The organism is Nocardia salmonicida (assembly GCF_036142455.1).
In the GTDB taxonomy this organism is placed as follows: Bacteria; Actinomycetota; Actinomycetes; order Mycobacteriales; family Mycobacteriaceae; genus Nocardia; species Nocardia salmonicida.
Genome location: NZ_CP108014.1, coordinates 6,265,875 through 6,285,872 on the forward strand (window position 1 = coordinate 6,265,875; position 19,998 = coordinate 6,285,872).

Below are 19,998 nucleotides of genomic sequence, written 5' to 3' on the forward strand. Positions count from 1 at the left end.
TCATCGAGCAGCACAGGCACGCACACAGGTTGCTGTCAGGTTCACCGTGCAGGGTGGTTGGTAACCAACGGAGAGGTCTTCGATGAGCTATGTGATCGCGCTGGCAGGTTTCGCCACGATCCTGGCGCTGGCCGTGTCCGGCTTCGTAGCGGCGGATGCGTCGCGCGTACGGGTGCGGGTTCGCGCCGAAAGCGCTCCGCGTCGTCGCTGAAATTGTAAATCGCAGGTCAGCTGGGCTTTGATCGCTCCACCAGTGCGGTGATCCGCTCAGCTGCCGCGTGCGGATCCTCGTGCTCCCACACCCGCACGACCCGCCAGCCCGCCGCCGTCAGCGCGGCATCGGTGGCCCGGTCGCGGGCGACATTGCCTGCCAATTTGTCGGCCCACCACTGCGCGTTGTTCTTCGGATCGGTCGCGTGAGCAGGGCAGCGATGCCAGAAACACCCGTCGACATACACGGCGATGCGCAGCCGGGGAAACACCACATCCGCACGCCGACGTTGACCTTTGATGGGCGGTCGGTCGACGAAATAGCGCAGGCCGGCGCGGTGTAATTCGCGGCGTAGCGCCAGCTCGGGAGCGGTGTTCGCGCGTCGCTGCTTGGACATGCGTGCGCTCGTCGCCGCGTCGGTCGGTGGCGACATGACCCGCCGCGCGCTCATGCCGCCCAGCCGCCCATGCGGTCGAGGTGGTCGCGGACATCGTCGAGGAATCCGGGCGGAAAGCGCAGGTTTCCCATCTCGGTGCGACGCAGGAATCCCGCCGTCGCGCGGGGAGAAAGCAGGCGGGGCTCGGTGAGGAAGTTCTTCAGGTCCTCGTAGGGCTCGTGGACCGGCCAGGTGGAGAGGGGAACGCGGTGCACGACGCCCGCGTGACCCCAGGCCGCGCTCGGCCACGGTTGGCCCGCGGCTATCGGTTCTCCCACGGTGAGCGGGTCCGACGGTGCGGCCAGGCGTTCACCGACCCAGTTCGCCATCCGCACACTCACCGCGTTGCCCACCAGTTTCCAACGATGACCGTGGCGCACGCCGGGAACGTCGATGGCGGGGGCGGTCCAGTCGGCGTCGAAGCCTTGTAATCGTTCACCGTCGACGATGCCCGGCGTCACGATCTCGCCCGCGGGCAGCCGGATCGCAGGCGGACTGGCGATGCCGAGCCCGGAGCCACCCTTGAGGGTCGGCACGGCGTTCACCGCCCAGCCGAGGCCACGCACACCTTCGGTCCAGTAGAAACCACATGGATCGCGCTCCGGGTCGCCGTAGTCGCGGGGGCCCGCGTCGTCGCCGAACAGCACCTGACGGGGGTCCTCGGTGCGCGAAGCCAGCATCAGCACGCGCTGACGCCGCTGCGGCAAGCCGAACGCGCGGCCGTCGACGACCCGGTACGCCCAGGCGTACCCGAGCTCCTCCAGCGCGGCGGTGATGTGGCGCATCGCCGCACCACGACCCAGCTGCAGCATGAACGGGACATTCTCGATCAACAACCAGCGCGGCCCACGCTGCCTGCGAACCAGCCGGAACACCTCGTCGACCAGGCCGGATCGACGCCCGGTGATGCCCGCCGTGCGCCCGGCCTGTGACAGGTCCTGGCAGGGAAAACCGGCCGCGACGAGCTCGGTGCCCGCGGGCAGTGAACGCAGTCGGGTGATGTCGCCGTGCAGGTCGGTATCGGGGAATCGAGCCGAAAGGACGCCCTGGGCGCCGGGGTCGATCTCGCACAGCAGCTCCGAGGTCCAGCCATGCCTGCTCAGACCGAGTTCGAGCCCGCCGATCCCGGCGAACAACCCGACCATCCGCATCAACGACCCCTGTGTCTTCGGAGCGCGGCCGCGCTCGAGTTCGCGGCCCTGAACGGCCCGCTGGTCGGCGGCCGATACTCGTGCCTGCGCCGCATTGTATCGGGCCCGCTGAACAGCAAGCCGACCGCGAACGAGGGGCCGACTGCTTCATCAGATGGACGGTGGGGCGGCGTTGGGTCACATAGGTGGACGAAGGGGCGTTGCCGGGAGGAAAATCGGTGGCTGGAGGTGGGGGTGCTCTGGGACTCTTGAAGGGCCGAACTTGTCGGACCCCGGTGCGAACATCACCTGGCGTCCGTACCGGAAAACCAACCAGCCGACCGGGCATCAAGGGGGAGTTTTGTCTGTCACATCAGAGCTGGCGGCCGCCGAATCGGAGGCCGACAGATCGGAGCGGCCTGCGCCGCGGTCGAGTGGGGGGATGCGGTCGCTGAGGCGATTTCTGCCCTTTCTCCGCCCCTATCGGGTGCCGCTACTGCTGGCGAACGCGCTGGCGATCGTTACCGCGAGCACCGCGATCGCGATTCCGCTCGTTATCGCGCGGGTGGTCGACGGGCCGATCGCACAGCGGGATTTCGTCGGCTTGCTGGCGCCCGTCGCGCTGATCTTTCTGCTCGGATCGCTCGAATCGTTCGGCATGTGGGGCAGGCGATGGCTGGTATCGAAGCCTTCGACGATGTTCGAGATCACCATGCGCGCCAAGCTTTTCACCCAGCTGCAGGCGCTCTCGATCGGACGCCACGACGGCTGGCAGTCGGGCCAGCTGCTCTCGCGCGCCATCGACGACCTGTCGGTGCTGCGGCGGTTCGTCGCGTTCGCAGGCCCGTTCCTCGTCGTCAACGGGGTGATCATGCCCATCGGGCTGATCGTGCTGTTCGCGATGAATTGGCAAGTGGGACTGATCTTCACGGTCACGTCCCTGCCGTTGACGCTGTTCTGCGCGCGATTCGTCCGCCGGTTCGAGGTGGCCTCGCGCCGTTCGCAGGACCAGTCCGGCGACCTGGCCACCATCGCCCAGGAATCCGCGCAGGGCGTACGGGTGCTCAAGGCGCTGGGTCGTGGCCAGTTCTTCGGTACCCGCTTCACCGCCCTGTCCAGGGAACTGCGGCGCACCGAGATGGAGAAGGTGCGCCTCGACGCGACACTGTGGGCGGCGTTGGTGACCCTGCCGACCGCGTCTATCGCGGTGTCGCTCGGGGTGGGCGGCTACTCGGTGGTGCACGGGTCGATGACGATGGGCACGCTCGTCGCGAGCATCACCCTTGCCACGTTCCTGCAGTGGCCGATCATCTGGTTCGGATTCCTGTTGTCGGAGCTGTTCGAGGCGCGCACCGCGGCCGATCGCTTCTGGGAGATCATCGATACCCCGCTCGACATCGCCGACCCACCGAACCCCGCGGAACTACCCACCACCCTGCGCGGGGAACTGGTGATCGACCGTGTCCGCTTCGCCTACCCGCGATCCGGAGACGGGCCTGAACACACCGTGCTGGAAGAGATTTCGCTGCGGATCAGGCCGGGGGAGACGGTCGCGCTCGTCGGCGCGACGGGCAGCGGTAAAACCGCGCTGCTCGAGCTGATTCCCCGGCTCTACGACGTGAGCGGCGGCAGCATCACCATCGACGGCGTCGATATCGCCACCCTGCGGCTGGCCGAGCTGCGCCGGGTGGTGACGGTGGCCTTCGAGGAACCGGTGCTGTTCTCGGCGAGCGTGCGCGAGAACGTCGCACTGGGCGACCCGCGCGCCACCGACGCCGATGTGCGTCAGGCGCTCGATATCGCACAGGCGGGCGAGTTCGTCGACGCGTTGCCGTGGGGGCTCGACACCCGCATCGGCGAGCAAGGCATGAGTCTGTCCGGCGGACAGCGTCAGCGGCTGGCTCTGGCCAGGGCCGTGCTCACCGGTGACACCGCGGCGACCGGCCGGATCATGGTCCTCGACGATCCGCTCTCGGCCCTGGACGTGGAAACCGAAGAGCGCGTGCAGGATCAGCTGCGCTCGGTGCTCTCCGGAGCGACCACGCTGCTCGTCGCGCACCGGCCGTCCACCGCCGCACTGGCCGACCGCGTCGCCCTACTCGCCGACGGTCGCATCGTCGCCGAGGGCAGCCACGAAAAACTGCTGCGCACGAGCAGCCACTACCGCGAACTGATGGGAGGTGAGGCATGAGCACCGAGACCGTGACACCGGAAGAGGCAGCGCCGGAGAAGGAATCCGATCTGGCCGCCGACTGGCGGGGTATCGCCAAGGAGGACGACACCGTCACCGGAACCGGAAACCTGGTGCTGGCCGGTCGATCCCGGCGACTGCTCCTCGATCTGGTGCGCCCCTACCGCAAGCAGGCGATCGGAACCTTCGTCCTGATCCTGCTCGACAACGCGGCCAAGGTGTCGCTGCCGCTGTTCATCGCCTACGGCCTCGACCACGGCATCAGCCAAGGCCGCCAGGGCAATTGGACGCCGATGCTCGCGACCGTCGCCGGCTTCGTCGGGGTGACGGTGCTGTCGGGGCTCACCACGTTCGCCTTCCTGCGGGCCTCCGGGTGGCTGAGTCAGCGGGTGCTGTTCGACCTGCGGGTGCGCGCGTTCCAGCACACACAGCGGTTGAGCGTGTCCTTCCACGAGAAGTACACCTCGGGCAAGGTCGTCACCCGGCTCACCAGCGATATCGAGGCCCTACAGGAGCTGCTCGAAGGCGCGCTGAATCAGGCGCTGAGCGCGGTGATCTCGGTGGTGACCATCGCGGCGCTGCTGATCTGGCTCGATCCGATGCTCGCCTCGATCGTGTTGATCGGGTTCGTGCCGCTGGTGCTGGTCACCCGGTGGGCGCAGCGGCGTCAACGGGCGGGCTACCGGCGCACGCGCGGTGCGATCTCGCGCGTTGTCGTGCAGTTCGTCGAATCGATGAGCGGTATGCGCGCGGTGCAGGCGTTCCGTCGCGAACACCGCAACGAGGAGGTCCTCGGCGCCGAGGACTCGGTGTACCAGAAGGCGACCACCGGCGCGGTTCGCGGAATGGGCGACTATGTCGGGCTGTCGAATTTCATCGGCAAGCTCACCACGGTGATCGTGCTGCTGGTCGGCGCGTGGCAGGTGATGGAGGGCAACCTCGCGATCGGTGTACTGGCCGCGTACCTGCTCTACCTCGACCAGTTCTACGGCCCGCTCGACGAGCTCGCGCAGGTGTTCAACTCCTACCAGTCCGCCGCCGCGGCGCTGGAGAAGATCTCCGGCGTGCTCGAGGAGGAACCGGCCGTCGCCGAACCGCAACGCCCGGCCACCCTCGACCGCTCGACCGGCGCGGTGCGGATGGACAAGGTCAGCTTCGGCTACAACGCCACCTCGGTGCTGCCGGAGTTCGACCTGGAGATCCCGGCCGGACAGGTGGTGGCGCTGGTCGGCGCCACGGGCGCGGGCAAGTCGACGTTGGCGAAACTGCTCACCCGGTTCTACGACCCGAGCGGTGGCGCCATCACCCTCGACGAGGTGGATCTGCGCCACCTGGCCGATGCCGAGCTGCGCAGGCACATCGTGATGATCACGCAGGAGGCCTACCTGTTCTCCGGCACCATCGCCGACAACATCCGGCTCGGCAGGCCCGACGCGACCGACGTCGAGGTCGCCGCGGCCGCGCGTGCGGTGGGGCTGGACGTGTTCGTCGCGGGACTGCCCGACGGGTATGCCACCGACGTGCGTACGCGCGGCGGCAGGCTGTCGGCGGGGCAGCGTCAGCTGGTGGCGTTCGCGCGGGTGTTCCTGGCCGATCCGGCGGTGATCGTGCTCGACGAGGCCACGTCCAGCCTGGACATCCCCGGTGAGCGGCTGGTTCAGCACGCGCTGGAGACGCTGCTGCGCGACCGCACGGCCGTGATCATCGCGCACCGACTGTCCACCGTGGCCATTGCCGACCGGGTGCTGGTGCTCGACGGCGGCCGGATCGTGGAGGACGGCGCACCGACCGAGCTGATCGCGGGCCAGGGACGCTTCGCCGGATTGCACGCCGCCTGGCGGGATTCGCTGGTGTGATGCGCCCGTGTTGTGTGGCGGCGGGGCTGGTGTCGCTTACCGTAGAGAGGTGACGACCCCAGCCCCGGGCCCGGCCGACGGCCCCACCGAGATCAAACCGGCCTCCCGGTGGCCTACGGTGCTCACCTGGCGTGCCCACGACAACTCCCGCATGGAATCGGTGCGTGTGACGGTGAACGGCAATCGGATCAGGGCGGCGGGCCGACTGATAGGTAGTGCCGGCGACGAGCACCCGGCGTTCAGCGCGTCTTACGACCTTGTCACCGATGAGGCGGGCGCCACGCGGCGGTTGTCGCTGCGCACCACCACCGCGGCCGGTGAACGCCACGCCTCGATCTCGCGTGACGAGGAGAACTACTGGCTCGTCGACGCGGGCGGCACCCACGTGCGCTCCACCTTCGGCGGCGCACTCGACGTCGACGTGGTGCTGAGTCCGTTCTTCAACACCCTGCCGATCCGGCGGTTCAGCCTGCAACACGCCGTCGGCGACGTCCAGGTCCCGGTCGTCTACGTGCGACTACCCGACCTGCTGGTGCAGGAGGCCGAGCTCACCTACTCGAGCGCGGCCGACGGCATCAACGTCCTGTCCCCGGTGTCGAGCGCCACCCTGACGGTCGACCCGGAAGGTTTCGTCCTGGACTATCCGGGACTGGCCGAGCGCGCCTGATCCGGCGAAGGCAGGGACTCAGAGTGCGCGCAGCACGCCACCGTCGCGACCCGCACGATGCAGTTCGCCGAGCCAGTCGCCGGTGCCGGGAGTGATGCCGGTGATGTCCCAGGTCGTGCGGTCGTCGTAGGCGGTGCGACCGCGGAAACCCGTCTCGACAAGTTCGCCGAGGTCGCCGTCCGCACGCAGGGAATCGCGTGCGGTGACGAGTGTCTCGATGGCTTCGTCGAGGACCCGTCCCAGCGCGGCCGCGTTCGGTTCGCAGATGGCGCGCACGAGGTCGGGGGCGGTACCCGCGACGCGGGTACCGTCGCGGAACGAACCCGCCGCCAAGCCGAGCGCCAGCTTTCCGCCCTCGGCACCCGCAGCGGCCAGCGCTTCGGCCAGCACGTGCGGCAGATGCGAGATCCGCGCGACGGCCTGATCATGTTCCTCGGCGAGCACCGGAACCACCACCGACCCGCAATCCAAGGCGAGCCGTACCACTCGCGACCACGGTTCTACCCGCGTGCCCTCGTCCACCCCGACGGCCCACACGGCACCCTGGAAGAGATCTGAATCTGTTGCAGCCCAACCGGATTGGGCGGTGCCGGTCATCGGATGCCCGCCCACATACAGTGCCTCGAGCCCATGCTTTCGCACCGCGTCCAGCACCGGCCCCTTCACGCTCACCACATCGGTCAGCGGGCAACCGGGCGCGAGCGCGGCGATGTCGGCCAGCAGAGATGCGACGGCGGGCATCGGTACCGCGATTACCAGCAGCGCGTTCGCTTCGGCGGCCCGAATCAGCACCGCGGGCAGGTCGCCGGAGACGTCGAAGCCGTCCTGACACGCCGCGGAAACCCCGGATTCGGAGCGGTTGTAGCCGAACGCCCGGTAGCCCGATGCGGCGGCGGCGCGCAGCAGTGAACCGCCGATCAGACCGGTCCCGAGGACGCAAACAGCCCCACGCTCGTCGATGCTCATCGGAACAGATTGGCACACGAGTTCATCATTAGGGGTGGGACAGACTACCGTTTGGTCCATGGCAGCACAGCGCTCGGGCACGAACAGGGCGACGTCGGATGACGACTTCGACGTCGAAGGGTTCGCAGTGGCCGTGGTCCGCGAAGAAGGCACGTGGCGGGTCAGCCCGCTCAGCTCCGATGCCCTGCACGATCTGTCGGCCGCGGAGACCGAACTGAAGGCTTTGCGCAGCTCAGGTGCGGTGTTCGGCCTGATCGACGTCGACGACGAATTCTTCATCGTGTTGCGTCCCGCGCCGAGCGGCACCCTCCTGCTCGTCTCCGACGCGACCGCGGCGATCGACTACGACATCGCCGCCGACGTCCTCGACGCGCTCAATGTCGAGATCCCCGATATCGACCCCGACGACCTCGACGACGTCGAACCGTGGGAAGAGGGCGACCTCGGCGTCTTGGCCGACCTCGGCCTCCCCGAACCGGTCCTCAGCGTGATCATCGCCGAAACCGACCTCTATCCCGACGAGCAGCTCGGCATGATCGCCCAGCGCCTCGGTTTCGCCGACGAGTTCGCCGCGGTCCTGGACAAAATGCCGAGGTGACCGACGAAGAGATGATGCGTGCCGCCCTGGCGGCCGCAGCCGACGCCGACCCGCGCGATGTGCCGGTCGGCGCTGTCGTCTTCGACGCCCGAGGCCGCGAACTCGCTCGCGCCACCAACGCCAGGGAAGCCCTCGGCGACCCGACCGCCCACGCAGAAGTGCTCGCCCTGCGCGCGGCCGCGGCTGTCCACGGTGACGGATGGCGTCTCGAGGGCGCGACGCTGGCCGTCACCCTCGAACCGTGCACCATGTGCGCGGGCGCGCTGGTTCTGGCCCGGGTCGGCAAGGTCGTCTTCGGCGCGTGGGAACCCAAAACCGGTGCCGTCGGCTCGCTCTGGGACGTGGTCCGCGACCGCCGCCTCAACCACCGCCCCGAAGTCCGCGGCGGCATCCTCGAATCGGACTGCGTCGCCCTCCTCGACACCTTCTTCAAAAACCAACGCTGACCAGCCGATTTAACAATCGCCCACCCACTCCGGTACCGTAGTCGGCGGTGGCGTGTCCGAGCGGCCTAAGGAGCACGCCTCGAAAGCGTGTGAGGGGTAACCCCCCTCCGAGGGTTCAAATCCCTCCGCCACCGCCAAGAGCCCCCCACTTGTTCACGCAGGTGGGGGGCTTTTTCTTGTCTGGAAAGTGCGGCGGTAGGACGAGGGTGAGGTTCGGACGGCTCGGGTGAAGTGGTGCCGGAAGGTGACCGGGGTGGCGAAACCGGCTGCGGTCGCGATCTCTTCGATCGGTGCGTCGCCGGTCTCGAGCATTGCCAGGGCTGCCTGAATCCGCTGGGCGATCAGCCATTTGCTCGGGGTGGCACCGGTTTCCCGGACGAAATGGCGCAAATAGGTGCGGGGGGACAGGCCTGCCACCCTGGCCAGGTCGGGGACGCCGATCGGATCGGCGAGGTGTTCCAGTGCCCAGGAGAGGCTGCGGGCGATGGGCGCGTCGAGGGGTTCGGGGGGCATGGGGGATTCGATGTACTGGGCTTGGCCGCCCGTGCGGTGTGGCTGGATGACGAGTCGACGGGCGACCGCGTTGGCGACGGAGGCGCCGAGGTCGGTGCGCACCAGGTGCAGGGCCAGGTCGAGGCCCGCGGCGCAGCCCGCGCTGGTGAGGATGTCGCCTTCGTCGGTGTAGAGCGGTTCGGGGTCGACGTCGACAGCGGGGTAGCGCTCGCGCAGTAGGTCGGCGTATCGCCAGTGGGTGGTGGCTCGGCGGCCGTCGAGCAGGCCCGCGGCGGCGAGGGCGAAGGCGCCCGAGCAGATCGACACGATCCGGGAGCCGTTGCTGTGTGCCCGGCGGAGCGCGTCGATCAATTCCGGCGAGGTCCGCGCGTGGGGGTCGGCGACGCTCGGGACGACGACCGTATCGGCGGCGGCGAACTCGGCGAGACCGTACGGGGTGGTCATGGTCGCGCCGCCGATCACGCGGATGGGGTCGGGGGTTTCGGTGCAGATCTTCAGCTCGTACCAGGGCTGCTCGATATCGGGCCAGGTCAGACCGAAGACCTCGATGACGATGCCGGTCTCGAACGCCGTCATCCCGTCGTAGGCAAGCACGGACACAGAGCTCATGTCTAAATCTTAGCGATAGTCGTCATCTACGCCACTTCTCCCGATGACGCGGAAGTCCGACCATGGAGATATGTTGAAGCAACTGAAGGACTTCGCCATCGGAATCCACGCCGCGAACGCGATCAGGCACGGCATCCGCCCGCCTGTCGAGGCTCGGCGCGGAAGCCGGAAGCCACAGTGCGGGAGCGAGTGCGGCCCCCGATAACGGTCGCGGTTCGAGAGCGGGCACGATCTGTCGTCGGGTATTCACCTGCGTCCGACCTGCGGTGTATTCCTCGCGTAATAGACTGGGTTACACCGAATCCTGGAAGGAACGATGTTTATGCGCGGGCGACAGCCGCCACCCGCGAAGTCCGGGATGGGGCTCGGGGGAAAGCTGATGGTTCTCATCGTGCTCGGCTGGGTTGCCGTCGGGCTGCTCGCCGCTGGTCAGCGGCACCACTTCGCTCACCTGCCCAAGCAATGTTCGGACTGGGCGACCATCGCGGTCACGGCCGCGGCGGGGCCGGCGAACTACATCGGGCTCAATCCGCGTGTCACCGAATGCCAAGTGCCGCAGCCGAGTCAATAGAGAAATGGCCGGGGAACCAGAGTTCCCCGGCCATCGATGCTCAGCCTTACGGTACCGGTGCGACCTCGCGCTGATCGGCCTGGATCTCGCGCAGCCGCGAGCCTTCGACGTCGATATCGGGCACGATCCGGTCCAGCCACGTCGGCATCCACCACGCCCACTTGCCCAGCAGCACAAGCAAAGCGGGAATGAGCACCATCCGGACGACGAACGCGTCCAAGGCCACGCCCGCCGCCAGCGCGAAGCCCATCGACTTGGCGGTGACGTCGGATTCGAGCAGGAACGAACCGAACACCGAGATCATGATGATCGCCGCCGAGGTCACCACTCGCGCACCGTGGTGATAGCCCTTGATCACGGCCTCGGTGGGATCGGAGCCGTGGACGTATTCCTCGCGCATGCGAGTTACCAGGAACACCTGGTAGTCCATCGCCAACCCGAATACCAAGCCGATCAACATGATCGGTAGGAAGCTGACCAGCGGATGTGGATCCTTGATCAGCCCGAGCTCGCCCTCCTGGAAGATCAGCACGGTCGCGCCGAAGGTGGCCGCCATGGACAACAGGAAGCCGAGCGCGGCGGTGAGCGGGACCAGGATCGAGCGGAACACCAGGATCAGCAGGATGAACGCCGCACCGGCCACGATCGCCATGTACGGAACGATCTTGCTCAGCAGTACATGGTCGATATCGGCGTAGATGGCGGTGGTCCCGGTGATGCCGTACGACATGTTGTACTGCTCGTTCAGATCGGATTCCGCAGCGCGCGCCGACTGCACCAGATCCTTCGTCGACTGGGCGTTGGGTCCGGTCTCGGGGATGCCGTTGATCAGCGCACCCGCCCCGTCCTTGCTCATCTGCGGCTCGGTGACCAGATCCATGTCGGGGTAGGACTGCAGCTTGACGCGCAAGGCATTCAGCGCCGCCGGACGCTGGTCGACGGGGGTTTCGCTGAGGTCGACGGCCACCTGGAGCACACCGTTGCTGCCCTCTCCGAAGCCTTCGGTGCGCAGGTCGTAGGCCTTACGGACGGTGGTCGACTTGGGCAGGCTGTCCTCGCCGGGCAGGCCGAGGTTCAGGTTCAGCGCCGGTGCGGCGAGCAGGCCGAGCACCACGATGGCCAGGATCATCGTGACCGCGGGGAATTTGGCGATCACTCTCGCCACGCGGGTGCCGTTGGTGACGACGCTGTCGTCCTCGGGATCGTGCTGGGCGATCACCGGCAGCTTCGGCTTGAACAGCGCCTTGCCGAACGCGCCGAGCAGTGCCGGCATCAGCGTGATGGCAGTGAGCACGGCGAACGCGGCGGCGATGGCGCCGCCCAGACCCATGAACGTCAGGAATCTGACCCCGACGATGCTCAGCCCGACCAGCGCGATGATGACGGTGAGCCCGGCGAACACCACTGCCGAACCCGCAGTTCCCAATGCCGAGCCCGCCGCTTCCTCGGCGGAATCCTGCACCGCCAGTTCATGTTTGTAGCGCGAGACGATGAACAGTGCGTAGTCGATCGAGAGCGCGATGCCGATCATCGAGGCGAGGAATGTGGTGAAGCTCGGCACCGACACCACCGACGTCGACAGGAAGATCAGCGAAGTCGCCGCGCCGAGTCCGACGATCGCGGTGATGATCGGCACGAACGCGGCGACGATCGCGCCGAACGCCACGATCATCACCACCAATGCCACAGCCATACCGATCATCTCGGACTTGCCGCTCGGCATCTCCTGTTCCATCGCGATGGTGCCGCTGATCTCGACCGTCAGCCCGGCCGCGCGGGCGGTGTCGCCCGCGTTGTAGGCGGCCTCGCGTTCCTCGGCGGTGATGTCGGCGAAATCGGTGATCGCGAACGGGACGCTGAAGTACGCGACAGTCTCGGGTGCGGTCTCGTTCAGCACATTCAGGGGTGCGCCACTGCAGGTCGACGGATCGGGTTGCCCTGTGAGGCAACCCATTTCCTCGGTAGCGGTGATCGGATTCACGATCGGCTCGGCGTGGTCGACGATGTCGAGTTGCTCGAGATTGCCGATCAGCTCGTCGATCGCGGCCCGGTTGGCCGGGTCGGTGAGTTTCTGGCCCGCGGGCGCGCCCACGACATAGGTGCCGGTCACGGCGTCGAACGCGAAGGCCTCCGACATGCCGGGGAAGTGCTTGTCGAGGATTTCGGTGGCCCGTTCCGAGGGCAGGTTCGGCATGCTGAAGTCATCGGTCATCGGCTTCTGCAACGAGGATCCCAGCCCCGCGAGCACCATGAAGAGCAGCAACCAGACGGGCAGCACAATCCATTTGCGGCGGAAGGCCAGCTTGCCCCACCGGTAGAGATAGACAGACACGGTTCTTCTCCTCGTGGATCGGTGCAGAGCGCGGATCGGAGGTATAGCCGGGTCGAACTAGCCCTGAGTCTGGTGCCCAGCAACGGCGATATCAAGCACCGGTGCAGCGCGGATGCCGAAAACGAACGGCCCCGCGATCCGGTAGCGGATTGCGGGGCCGTGCGGTTCAGTGACGGATCAGCCGACCGAAACCGGGTGTTTCACCGTTTCGACGGTCTCGTTACGCAGCTGCTCGAGCTTCGCGCCTTCGACGTCGATATCGGGCACGACGCGGTCGAGCCACTTCGGCATCCACCAGGCCCACTTGCCCATGATCACCAGCAGCGCGGGGACGACGATCATGCGGACGATGAACGCGTCGATCGCCACACCGGCGGCCAGCGCGAAACCGAACGACTTGGCGGTGACATCGGTTTCCAGGATGAAGGAGCCGAACACCGAGATCATGATGATCGCGGCCGAGGTCACCACGCGAGCACCGTGGTGGTAGCCGGAGACCATCGCGTCCTTGGGCGATTTGCCGTGCACGAATTCCTCGCGCATGCGGGTCACCAGGAACACCTGGTAGTCCATCGCCAAACCGAACACCAAGCCGATCAACATGATCGGCAGGAAGCTGACCAGCGGCTGCGGATCCTCGATCAGGCCGAACTTGCCCTGTTGGAAGATCAGCACGGTCGCGCCGAAAGTGGCGCCCATCGACAACAGGAAGCCGAGCGCCGCGGTGAGCGGGACCAGGATCGAGCGGAACACCAGGATCAGCAGGATGAACGCGGCACCGGCCACGATCGCCAGGTACGGCAGGATCTTGCTGAGCAGCACGTGATCGACATCGGCGTAGATGGCGGTGGTGCCGGTGATGCCGTAGGCCATGCCGTACTGCGCGTTCAGATCCGCTTCCGCGCCACGTGCTTCGGCGACCAGATCCTTGGTGTCCTGGTTGTTCGGACCGGACTTCGGGACACCGTTGAGCATGGCGCCCTGGTTGTCCTTGCTCCACACCGGCTCGGTGACGTAATCCATGCCTTCGTAGGACTCGAGCTTGGCACGCAGCGCACCGACCGCGGCCTTACGCTCGGCCTCTGGCGTCGCACTCAGGTCGGCGGCGACCATGAGAACGCCGTTGCTGCCTTCACCGAAGCCTTCGGTCCGCAGGTCGTAGGCCTTACGGATGGTGGAGGTCTTCGGCATGCTGTCGTCACCGGGCAGGCCCAGGTTCAGACCGGCGGCGGGTGCGGCGAGCGCACCGAGCACGAGCACCGACAGGACCAGCGCGACCCACGGCGCCTTGGCGATCACCTTGGCGAAACGCTGACCGTTGGTGACCGAGTTCTCGTCGTCGGGATCGTGCTGCGCCACGATCGGCAGCTTCGGCTTGAACAGCGACTTGCCGAAGGCGCCCATCAGGGCGGGCATCAGAGTGACGGCGGTGAGCACCGCGAACGCGGCGGCGATGGCGCCACCGAGACCCATGAAGGTCAGGAACTCCACGCCGACGATGCCGAGCGCGCCGAGGGCGATGATGACGGTGAGACCGGCGAACACCACGGCCGAACCGGCGGTACCTAGCGCGGTGCCCGCGGCTTCTTCGGCCGAATCACGCACGGCCAGTTCGTGCTTGTACCGCGAGACGATGAACAGCGCGTAGTCGATCGACAGCGCGATACCGATCATCGAGGCCAGGAAGGTGGTGAAGCCGGGCACCTCCATCACCGAGGTACCGAGCATGATCAGCGAGGTCGCCGCGCCGAGGCCGACGATGGCGGTGATGATGGGCACGACCGCTGCCACGATGGCGCCGAAGGCCACCACCATCACGATCAGCGCCACACCCATGCCGATTAGTTCGGACTTGCCGCTCGGCTGTTCCTGCTTCATCGCGATCGAGCCGCTGAGCTCGACGGTGAGTCCGGCGTTGCGGGCTTCGGTGCCGACAGCGAAGGCGGCGTCGCGCTCGGTGTCGGTCACATCGGTGACCGCCTTGATGGTGAACGGAACGCTGAGCACGCCGACGGTGTCGGGTGCGGTCTCGCTCAGCACGTTGAGCGGGGCGGACGAGCACTTCGACGGGTCAGGGGCGGCGAGGCAGCCCATCTCCTCGGTGGCTGCGACCGGGCTGGTCAGCTTCTTCTCGTGATCGACGATCGACAGGTCGTTGAGCTTGGCGATGAACGCCTCGATCGCGGCCCGGTTGGCCGGGTCGGTGAGCTTCTGCCCCTCCGGCGCGCCGATCACGTAGGTACCGGTGACGGCATCCATCGAGAACTGCTTCGACATGCCTTCGAAGTGCTTGTCGAGGATCTCGTTGGCGCGAGCCGACGGGAGCTCGGGCATGCTGAAGTCGTTGGACATCGGCTTGCTCAGCGTGGCGCCGAGGCCGCCGAGCAGCACGAACAGCAGTAGCCAGGCCGGCAAGACAATCCATTTACGGCGGAAAGCGAACTTTCCCCATCTGTACAGGTATACGGACACGCGGGTGCTCCTAGCGCGAATAACGGGTGGGTGGCATGGCTCGTAGACAGCACTTGCGGGCCACCCCTGCGGGACCCGCCTCCACAACATCGTTTTCTGCCTACCGTGCGGTAGGTAGACTACCTAGGAGATAAGTGGAGGAGCAACCTCGATATCGGGAGCTCCGGATGCGTCACACCGAATCATGGGAGGATTGCCGCCATGCCCGCCCGAGACATCGCCGAGCCCGTCACCGCAGGTGGGGGTACTAAACAGGCGATCCGTGATGCCGCGGTTGCGTTGTTCGCCGCCAAGGGTTTCGAGCAGACGAGCCTGCGCGAGGTCGCGGATGTGGTGGGAATCACGAAGGCTTCGCTCTATTACCACTACGCTTCGAAGCTCGATCTGCTCCTCGCGATCATCGATCCGATCATCGATCACATGCGCGACATCGTCGAAGACATCGACGCCGTGCCCTATGACGACGAGGGTATCCGCGCGGTCCTGCGCACCTATCTGCGCGGCATGATCCGCCACCGCGCAGCGGGCGCGCTCTGCGTGCGCGATACCGCGGCCATCGTCAACGCCATCGCCGACCGCTACCCCGACCTGATGGAACCCACCCGTGAGCTGCGGCTGTGGCTGGCCGGACCCGACCCGACCCAGAACTCGATGCTGCGCGCCGCCGCCGCCATCGAGGTGCTCGGGGTGGCGCTGCTGTCCTCGGAGCTGGCGCCGGGCGCCACCGACGAGATGGTCGAGAGGACTCTGCTCGACGCGGCAACCTGCGTACTGACCGCGTGCGGCACCGCGTAAGTTCGACACCGTGCATATCACCGCCAGGGTCGATTACGCGGTGCGAACGCTGCTCGAGCTCGCTGCGGCCGATGGAGTCGTCAAGTCCGAGGCCATCGCCGCCGCCGCGCAGATCCCACCGAAGGTGCTGGAGACGGTGCTGGCCGAACTGCGTCGCGCCGAGCTCGTGCTGAGCAGGCGAGGGCCCGACGGCGGGTATCGCCTCGGCAGGCCGGCGACGGAGATCTCGGTGGCCGATGTGATCCGCGCGGTGGAGTCGCCGCTGGCGTCGGTGCGCGGGCAGCGGCCCGAAGACGTCCGATATCCCGGTGCGGCGGAACCGTTGCAGCAGGTGTGGATCGCGCTGCGGGTCAATATCCGGGCCGTGCTGGAGAACGTCTCCATCGCCGAGATCGCCGCCGACCGACTGCCCGATTTCATCGGTGAGCTGGTCGCCGACCCCGGCGCGTGGGCGCGCCGTGAACCACGCACACCGGCAGGCGCCTGAGTTATCCACAGGCTGAGAGTTATCCACAGGGCTGGTAAAAGTACGAGGCGCGGGTCATCGACGCGCTGTAGCCTTCGTCCATCATGTTGATCACCCTGCTGCGGACCTACTTGGCCCCGTACCGCGCTCAGCTGGCGGGTGTCCTCGTACTCCAGCTGATCTCGGTTATCGCGATGCTCTACCTGCCCAGTCTCAATGCCGACCTCATCGACAACGGGGTGACCAAGGGCGATATCGGTTACATCTGGACCACCGGATTGTGGATGCTCGCTGTGAGCTGCGTGCAGATCGTGGCCTCGTCGGCGTCGGTGTATTTCGGCGCGCAGGCGGCGATGGGCGCCGGTCGGGATATGCGCGGTGGCGTGCTGCACCGGGTGGAGACGTTCTCGGCCAGGGAGGTCGGGATGTTCGGCGCGCCATCGCTGATCACCCGCTCGACCAACGATATCCAGCAGGTCCAACTGCTCATCGTGATGTCGGTGACGATCCTGGTGATGGCGCCGATCATGTGCGTCGGTGGCGTCATCATGGCGTTGCGTGAGGATCTCGAACTGTCGTGGTTGCTGTTGATCGCGGTGCCCCTTCTCGCGCTGTCCATGGGCACGATCGTGACCAAGATGGTGCCGGGATTCCGGGAGATGCAGGCCCGGATCGACAGCGTCAACCGGGTGCTGCGCGAGCAGATCACCGGCATCAGGGTGGTGCGCGCGTTCGTGCGTGAGCGGCAGGAGATCTGGCGCTTCGGGATGGCCAATACCGCACTCACCGATGCTTCGCTGCGCGTCGGCAAGCTGATGGCGTTGATGTTCCCCACCGTGATGTTGATCAGTAATCTGACCGCAGTCGGGGTGATCTGGTTCGGCGGTCACCATGTGGACAACGGCACGATGCAAATCGGTTCGCTCACCGCGATGCTGTCCTACGTCATGCAGATCCTGATGGCCGTCATGATGGCCTCGTTCCTGGCGATGATGGCCCCGCGTGCGGCCGTCTCCGCCGATCGGATCGGCGCGGTGCTCGAGACCGAGTCCTCGGTTCGCCCGCCGCGACTGCCGCAGGCGTTCAAGGGCGACCCGGCAACGGTCGACATGCAGTTCGCCGAATTCGCCTACCCCGGCGCGGAGAAGCCGGTGCTGCGCGGTATCCGATTCCAGGTCACGCCCGGTACCACCACCGCCGTCGTCGGTTCGACCGGTGCGGGCAAGACCACACTGATCAACCTGATCCCGCGCCTGATCGACGTCACCGACGGCGCGGTCTACGTCGGCGACACCGACGTGCGCCACCTCGACCTCGAACTACTGCGGGGTGAGATCGGATTGGTGCCGCAGAAGGCCTACTTGTTCTCCGGCACCATCGCGACCAACCTGCGCTACGGCAAGCCCGACGCCACCGACGAAGAACTCTGGCACGCGCTCGAGGTCGCCCAAGCGGCCGATTTCGTGAGTGAGATGCCGCAGGGTCTCGACACTCCGGTGGCCCAGGGCGGCACCACGGTCTCGGGCGGCCAGCGCCAGCGGTTGTGTATCGCCCGCGCGCTGGTGCGCCGGCCGCGCATCTACCTGTTCGACGATTCCTTCTCCGCGCTCGATGTCGCCACCGACGCCCGGCTGCGTGCCGCGCTGAAGCCCGAGACCGCCGACGCGTCGGTGATCATCGTGGCCCAGCGGATTCAGACGATTCGCGATGCCGACCAGATCGTCGTGCTCGAAGACGGTGCGATGGCTGGCATCGGTACCCATGACCAATTGATGCAGCGCTGCTCGGAGTACCGCGAGATCGTCGAGTCGCAGCTGAGCGTGGAGGAAGCCCGATGAGGCCAGGTGGACCCGTTCCCGGAGCGCCGGGAACGAAGGCCAAGTCGTTCACACCGTCGCTGAAGCGACTACTGCGCAGACTGGCGCCCGAGAAGTTCACCGTCGGCCTGATCGTCGCGCTGGTGATCACCTCCGTGGTGCTCAATACGCTCGGCCCGTATCTGCTCGGCAAGGCGACGAACCTGGTGTTCGACGGCTTCGTCGGCAAGCAGCTCGAACCCGGGCTCACCAAGGACCAGACCATCGAGCTGCTGCGCGAGCAGGGCCAGACCACCCGCGCCGACATGCTCTCGGCGATGAACGTGATCCCCGGTACCGGCATAGATTTCGACGCTGTCGGGCGCGTGCTGATGCTCGTGCTCGCGCTGTATGTGGCCGCCGCGGTGTTCGGGTGGCTGCAGGGCTACCTGCTCAATATCGCCATCAACCGGACCGTGAAGCGCCTGCGCGACGACGTGGAGCAGAAGCTGCACCGGCTGCCGCTGCGCTACTTCGACACCGCACCACGCGGTGACGTGCTCAGCCGCGTCACCAACGACGTCGACAACGTCTCGCAGAGCTTGCAGCAGACGATGAGTCAGCTGCTGGTCTCGCTGTTCTCCGTGATCGGCATCCTGATCATGATGTTCTGGATCTCGCCGCTGCTGGCGCTGATCGCGCTGCTCACCGTGCCCGCCGCGATCGTGGTCACCGCGCAGATCGCCAAGCGATCCAAGCCGCACTTCGTCAACCAGTGGAAGTTCACCGGCGAGGTGAACTCCTCGGTGGAAGAGGCATACACCGGCCACGAGATCATCACCGCGTTCGGTCGTGGTCGTGAGGTCGGCGAGGAATTCGACCACCGCAATCAGAAGCTCTACGACGCGAGCTTCAAAGCGCAGTTCATCTCCGGCTTGATCATGCCCGCCATCATGTTCCTCGGAAACGTGAACTTCGTGTTCATCGCGCTGATCGGCGGGCTGCGGGTGGCCACGGGCAACCTGTCGCTCGGCGACGTCCAGGCGTTCATCCAGTACTCGCGCCAGTTCAGTCAGCCGCTCACCCAGATCGGTGCGATGGCGAACCTGCTGCAGTCCGGCGTCGCCTCGGCGGAGCGGATCTTCGAGATCCTCGATGCCGAGGAACAGAGTCCCGATCCGCTGGTGGAGAACTCGCGCCCGGTGGATCGAGGGCGGGTGGAGTTCGAAGCGGTGTCCTTCGGTTACAGCCCGGAAACGCCTGTCATCGAACGGCTTTCGCTGGTCGCCGATCCCGGTCATGTGGTCGCCATCGTCGGCCCCACCGGCGCGGGCAAGACCACCCTGGTGAACCTGCTGATGCGCTTCTACGAACTCGACGCGGGCACCATCGCGATCGACGACGTCGACATCACCACCATCACCCGCGACCACCTGCGTTCGCGCATCGGCATGGTGTTGCAGGACACCTGGCTGTTCAAGGGCACCATCCGCGAGAACATCGCCTACGGCAACCCGACGGCCTCCGAAGCCGATATCCAGGCCGCGGCCCGCGCCGCCTACGTGGACCGGTTCGTGCACTCGCTGCCCAACGGGTACGACACGGTCATCGACGAAGAGGGCGGCGGGGTGAGCGCGGGCGAGAAGCAACTGATCACGATCGCCCGCGCGTTCTTGGCCAAGCCGTCGATCCTCATCCTGGACGAGGCGACCAGCTCGGTCGACACCCGCACCGAGTCGCTGGTCCAGCATGCCACCGCGGCCCTGCGTCGTGATCGCACCAGTTTCGTGATCGCGCATCGTCTGTCGACGATTCGAGACGCGGATCTGATCGTCGTGATGGACAAGGGGCGCATCGTCGAACACGGCACCCACGACCGGCTGCTCGCCGAGCGCGGACCGTACTACAACCTGTACAACGCCCAGTTCGCGGCGGCTCAGTAA

17 protein-coding genes and 1 tRNA gene are annotated in these 19,998 nt (G+C 66.6%); 12 read left to right on the forward strand and 6 right to left on the reverse strand.

Going from position 1 to position 19,998, the window contains the following annotated elements; translation table 11 throughout:
- Positions 1-82: 82 nt before the first annotated feature.
- Positions 83-211, forward strand: a complete 129-nt coding sequence (locus tag OHS03_RS29310; RefSeq protein WP_255284736.1) for a hypothetical protein — start codon at positions 83-85, stop codon at positions 209-211.
- Between the two features lie 16 nt (positions 212-227).
- Here the strand turns inward: OHS03_RS29310 and OHS03_RS29315 are convergent, their stop codons facing one another.
- Both OHS03_RS29315 and OHS03_RS29320 read right to left on the reverse strand, forming a co-directional pair.
- Positions 228-662: a very short patch repair endonuclease gene (locus OHS03_RS29315; protein WP_328658523.1), complete on the reverse strand. Its 435-nt coding sequence runs from the start codon at positions 660-662 to the stop codon at positions 228-230.
- Positions 659-1,792 (reverse strand): DNA cytosine methyltransferase, encoded by a 1,134-nt coding sequence (locus tag OHS03_RS29320; RefSeq protein WP_328664468.1) that lies wholly within the window; start codon positions 1,790-1,792, stop codon positions 659-661. Before OHS03_RS29320 ends, OHS03_RS29315 begins: the two co-directional genes overlap by 4 nt.
- A gap of 427 nt (positions 1,793-2,219) precedes the next feature.
- On the opposite strand from OHS03_RS29320, the gene OHS03_RS29325 reads away from it, so the two are divergent.
- Genes OHS03_RS29325 through OHS03_RS29335 form a run of 3 tightly spaced genes read left to right on the forward strand, consistent with a single transcriptional unit; the run spans position 2,220 to position 6,491 of the window.
- The gene (locus tag OHS03_RS29325) at positions 2,220-3,968 is read left to right on the forward strand and encodes an ABC transporter ATP-binding protein (RefSeq protein ID WP_328658525.1); all 1,749 of its coding nucleotides are present in this window, start codon (positions 2,220-2,222) and stop codon (positions 3,966-3,968) included.
- Complete coding sequence (locus OHS03_RS29330; protein WP_328658527.1) at positions 3,965-5,824, forward strand: ABC transporter ATP-binding protein; 1,860 nt, start codon at positions 3,965-3,967, stop codon at positions 5,822-5,824. The genes OHS03_RS29325 and OHS03_RS29330 overlap by 4 nt, the downstream gene beginning before the upstream one ends.
- Positions 5,825-5,873: 49 nt before the next feature.
- The gene (locus tag OHS03_RS29335; protein ID WP_131816641.1) at positions 5,874-6,491 is read left to right on the forward strand and encodes a putative glycolipid-binding domain-containing protein; all 618 of its coding nucleotides are present in this window, start codon (positions 5,874-5,876) and stop codon (positions 6,489-6,491) included.
- A gap of 18 nt (positions 6,492-6,509) precedes the next feature.
- Here OHS03_RS29335 and OHS03_RS29340 read toward each other — a convergent pair whose 3' ends face one another.
- A complete protein-coding gene (locus OHS03_RS29340; RefSeq protein ID WP_328658529.1) occupies positions 6,510-7,457 on the reverse strand; it encodes a prephenate dehydrogenase in 948 nt (315 codons plus the stop codon).
- Positions 7,458-7,515: 58 nt separating this feature from the next.
- Here OHS03_RS29340 and OHS03_RS29345 point away from each other — a divergent pair, with 58 nt between their 5' ends.
- The 3 genes from OHS03_RS29345 to OHS03_RS29355 all read left to right on the forward strand — a co-directional run bounded on the left by OHS03_RS29345 (position 7,516) and on the right by OHS03_RS29355 (position 8,638).
- A complete protein-coding gene (locus tag OHS03_RS29345; RefSeq protein WP_062989500.1) occupies positions 7,516-8,055 on the forward strand; it encodes a tRNA adenosine deaminase-associated protein in 540 nt (179 codons plus the stop codon).
- 11 nt (positions 8,056-8,066) lie between these two features.
- Positions 8,067-8,501 (forward strand): nucleoside deaminase, encoded by a 435-nt coding sequence (locus OHS03_RS29350; RefSeq protein ID WP_132369802.1) that lies wholly within the window; start codon positions 8,067-8,069, stop codon positions 8,499-8,501.
- 46 nt (positions 8,502-8,547) lie between these two features.
- Positions 8,548-8,638: transfer RNA gene (locus OHS03_RS29355), tRNA-Ser, on the forward strand.
- A gap of 16 nt (positions 8,639-8,654) precedes the next feature.
- Here OHS03_RS29355 and OHS03_RS29360 read toward each other — a convergent pair.
- Positions 8,655-9,623: a GlxA family transcriptional regulator gene (locus OHS03_RS29360; RefSeq protein ID WP_328658531.1), complete on the reverse strand. Its 969-nt coding sequence runs from the start codon at positions 9,621-9,623 to the stop codon at positions 8,655-8,657.
- 322 nt (positions 9,624-9,945) lie between these two features.
- Between OHS03_RS29360 and OHS03_RS29365 the strand changes: the two genes are divergently transcribed.
- Complete coding sequence (locus OHS03_RS29365; protein WP_235569860.1) at positions 9,946-10,194, forward strand: hypothetical protein; 249 nt, start codon at positions 9,946-9,948, stop codon at positions 10,192-10,194.
- A 46-nt stretch (positions 10,195-10,240) separates the two neighbouring features.
- Here the strand turns inward: OHS03_RS29365 and OHS03_RS29370 are convergent, their stop codons facing one another.
- Positions 10,241-12,526 carry an MMPL family transporter gene (locus OHS03_RS29370; protein ID WP_328658533.1) on the reverse strand — a complete coding sequence of 762 codons (2,286 nt, stop codon included), beginning with the start codon at positions 12,524-12,526 and terminating at the stop codon, positions 10,241-10,243.
- 177 nt (positions 12,527-12,703) lie between these two features.
- Positions 12,704-14,998, reverse strand: coding sequence for an MMPL family transporter (locus OHS03_RS29375; protein WP_328658535.1), 2,295 nt, complete (start codon positions 14,996-14,998; stop codon positions 12,704-12,706).
- A gap of 201 nt (positions 14,999-15,199) precedes the next feature.
- Between OHS03_RS29375 and OHS03_RS29380 the strand changes: the two genes are divergently transcribed.
- From OHS03_RS29380 to OHS03_RS29395, 4 genes are all read left to right on the forward strand, one after another.
- Positions 15,200-15,793 carry a TetR/AcrR family transcriptional regulator gene (locus OHS03_RS29380; protein ID WP_328658537.1) on the forward strand — a complete coding sequence of 198 codons (594 nt, stop codon included), beginning with the start codon at positions 15,200-15,202 and terminating at the stop codon, positions 15,791-15,793.
- A gap of 10 nt (positions 15,794-15,803) precedes the next feature.
- Positions 15,804-16,280, forward strand: a complete 477-nt coding sequence (locus OHS03_RS29385; protein ID WP_328658539.1) for an RrF2 family transcriptional regulator — start codon at positions 15,804-15,806, stop codon at positions 16,278-16,280.
- Between the two features lie 83 nt (positions 16,281-16,363).
- Positions 16,364-18,097, forward strand: a complete 1,734-nt coding sequence (locus tag OHS03_RS29390; protein ID WP_328658541.1) for an ABC transporter ATP-binding protein — start codon at positions 16,364-16,366, stop codon at positions 18,095-18,097.
- Positions 18,094-19,998, forward strand: a complete 1,905-nt coding sequence (locus OHS03_RS29395; RefSeq protein ID WP_328658543.1) for an ABC transporter ATP-binding protein — start codon at positions 18,094-18,096, stop codon at positions 19,996-19,998. Before OHS03_RS29390 ends, OHS03_RS29395 begins: the two co-directional genes overlap by 4 nt.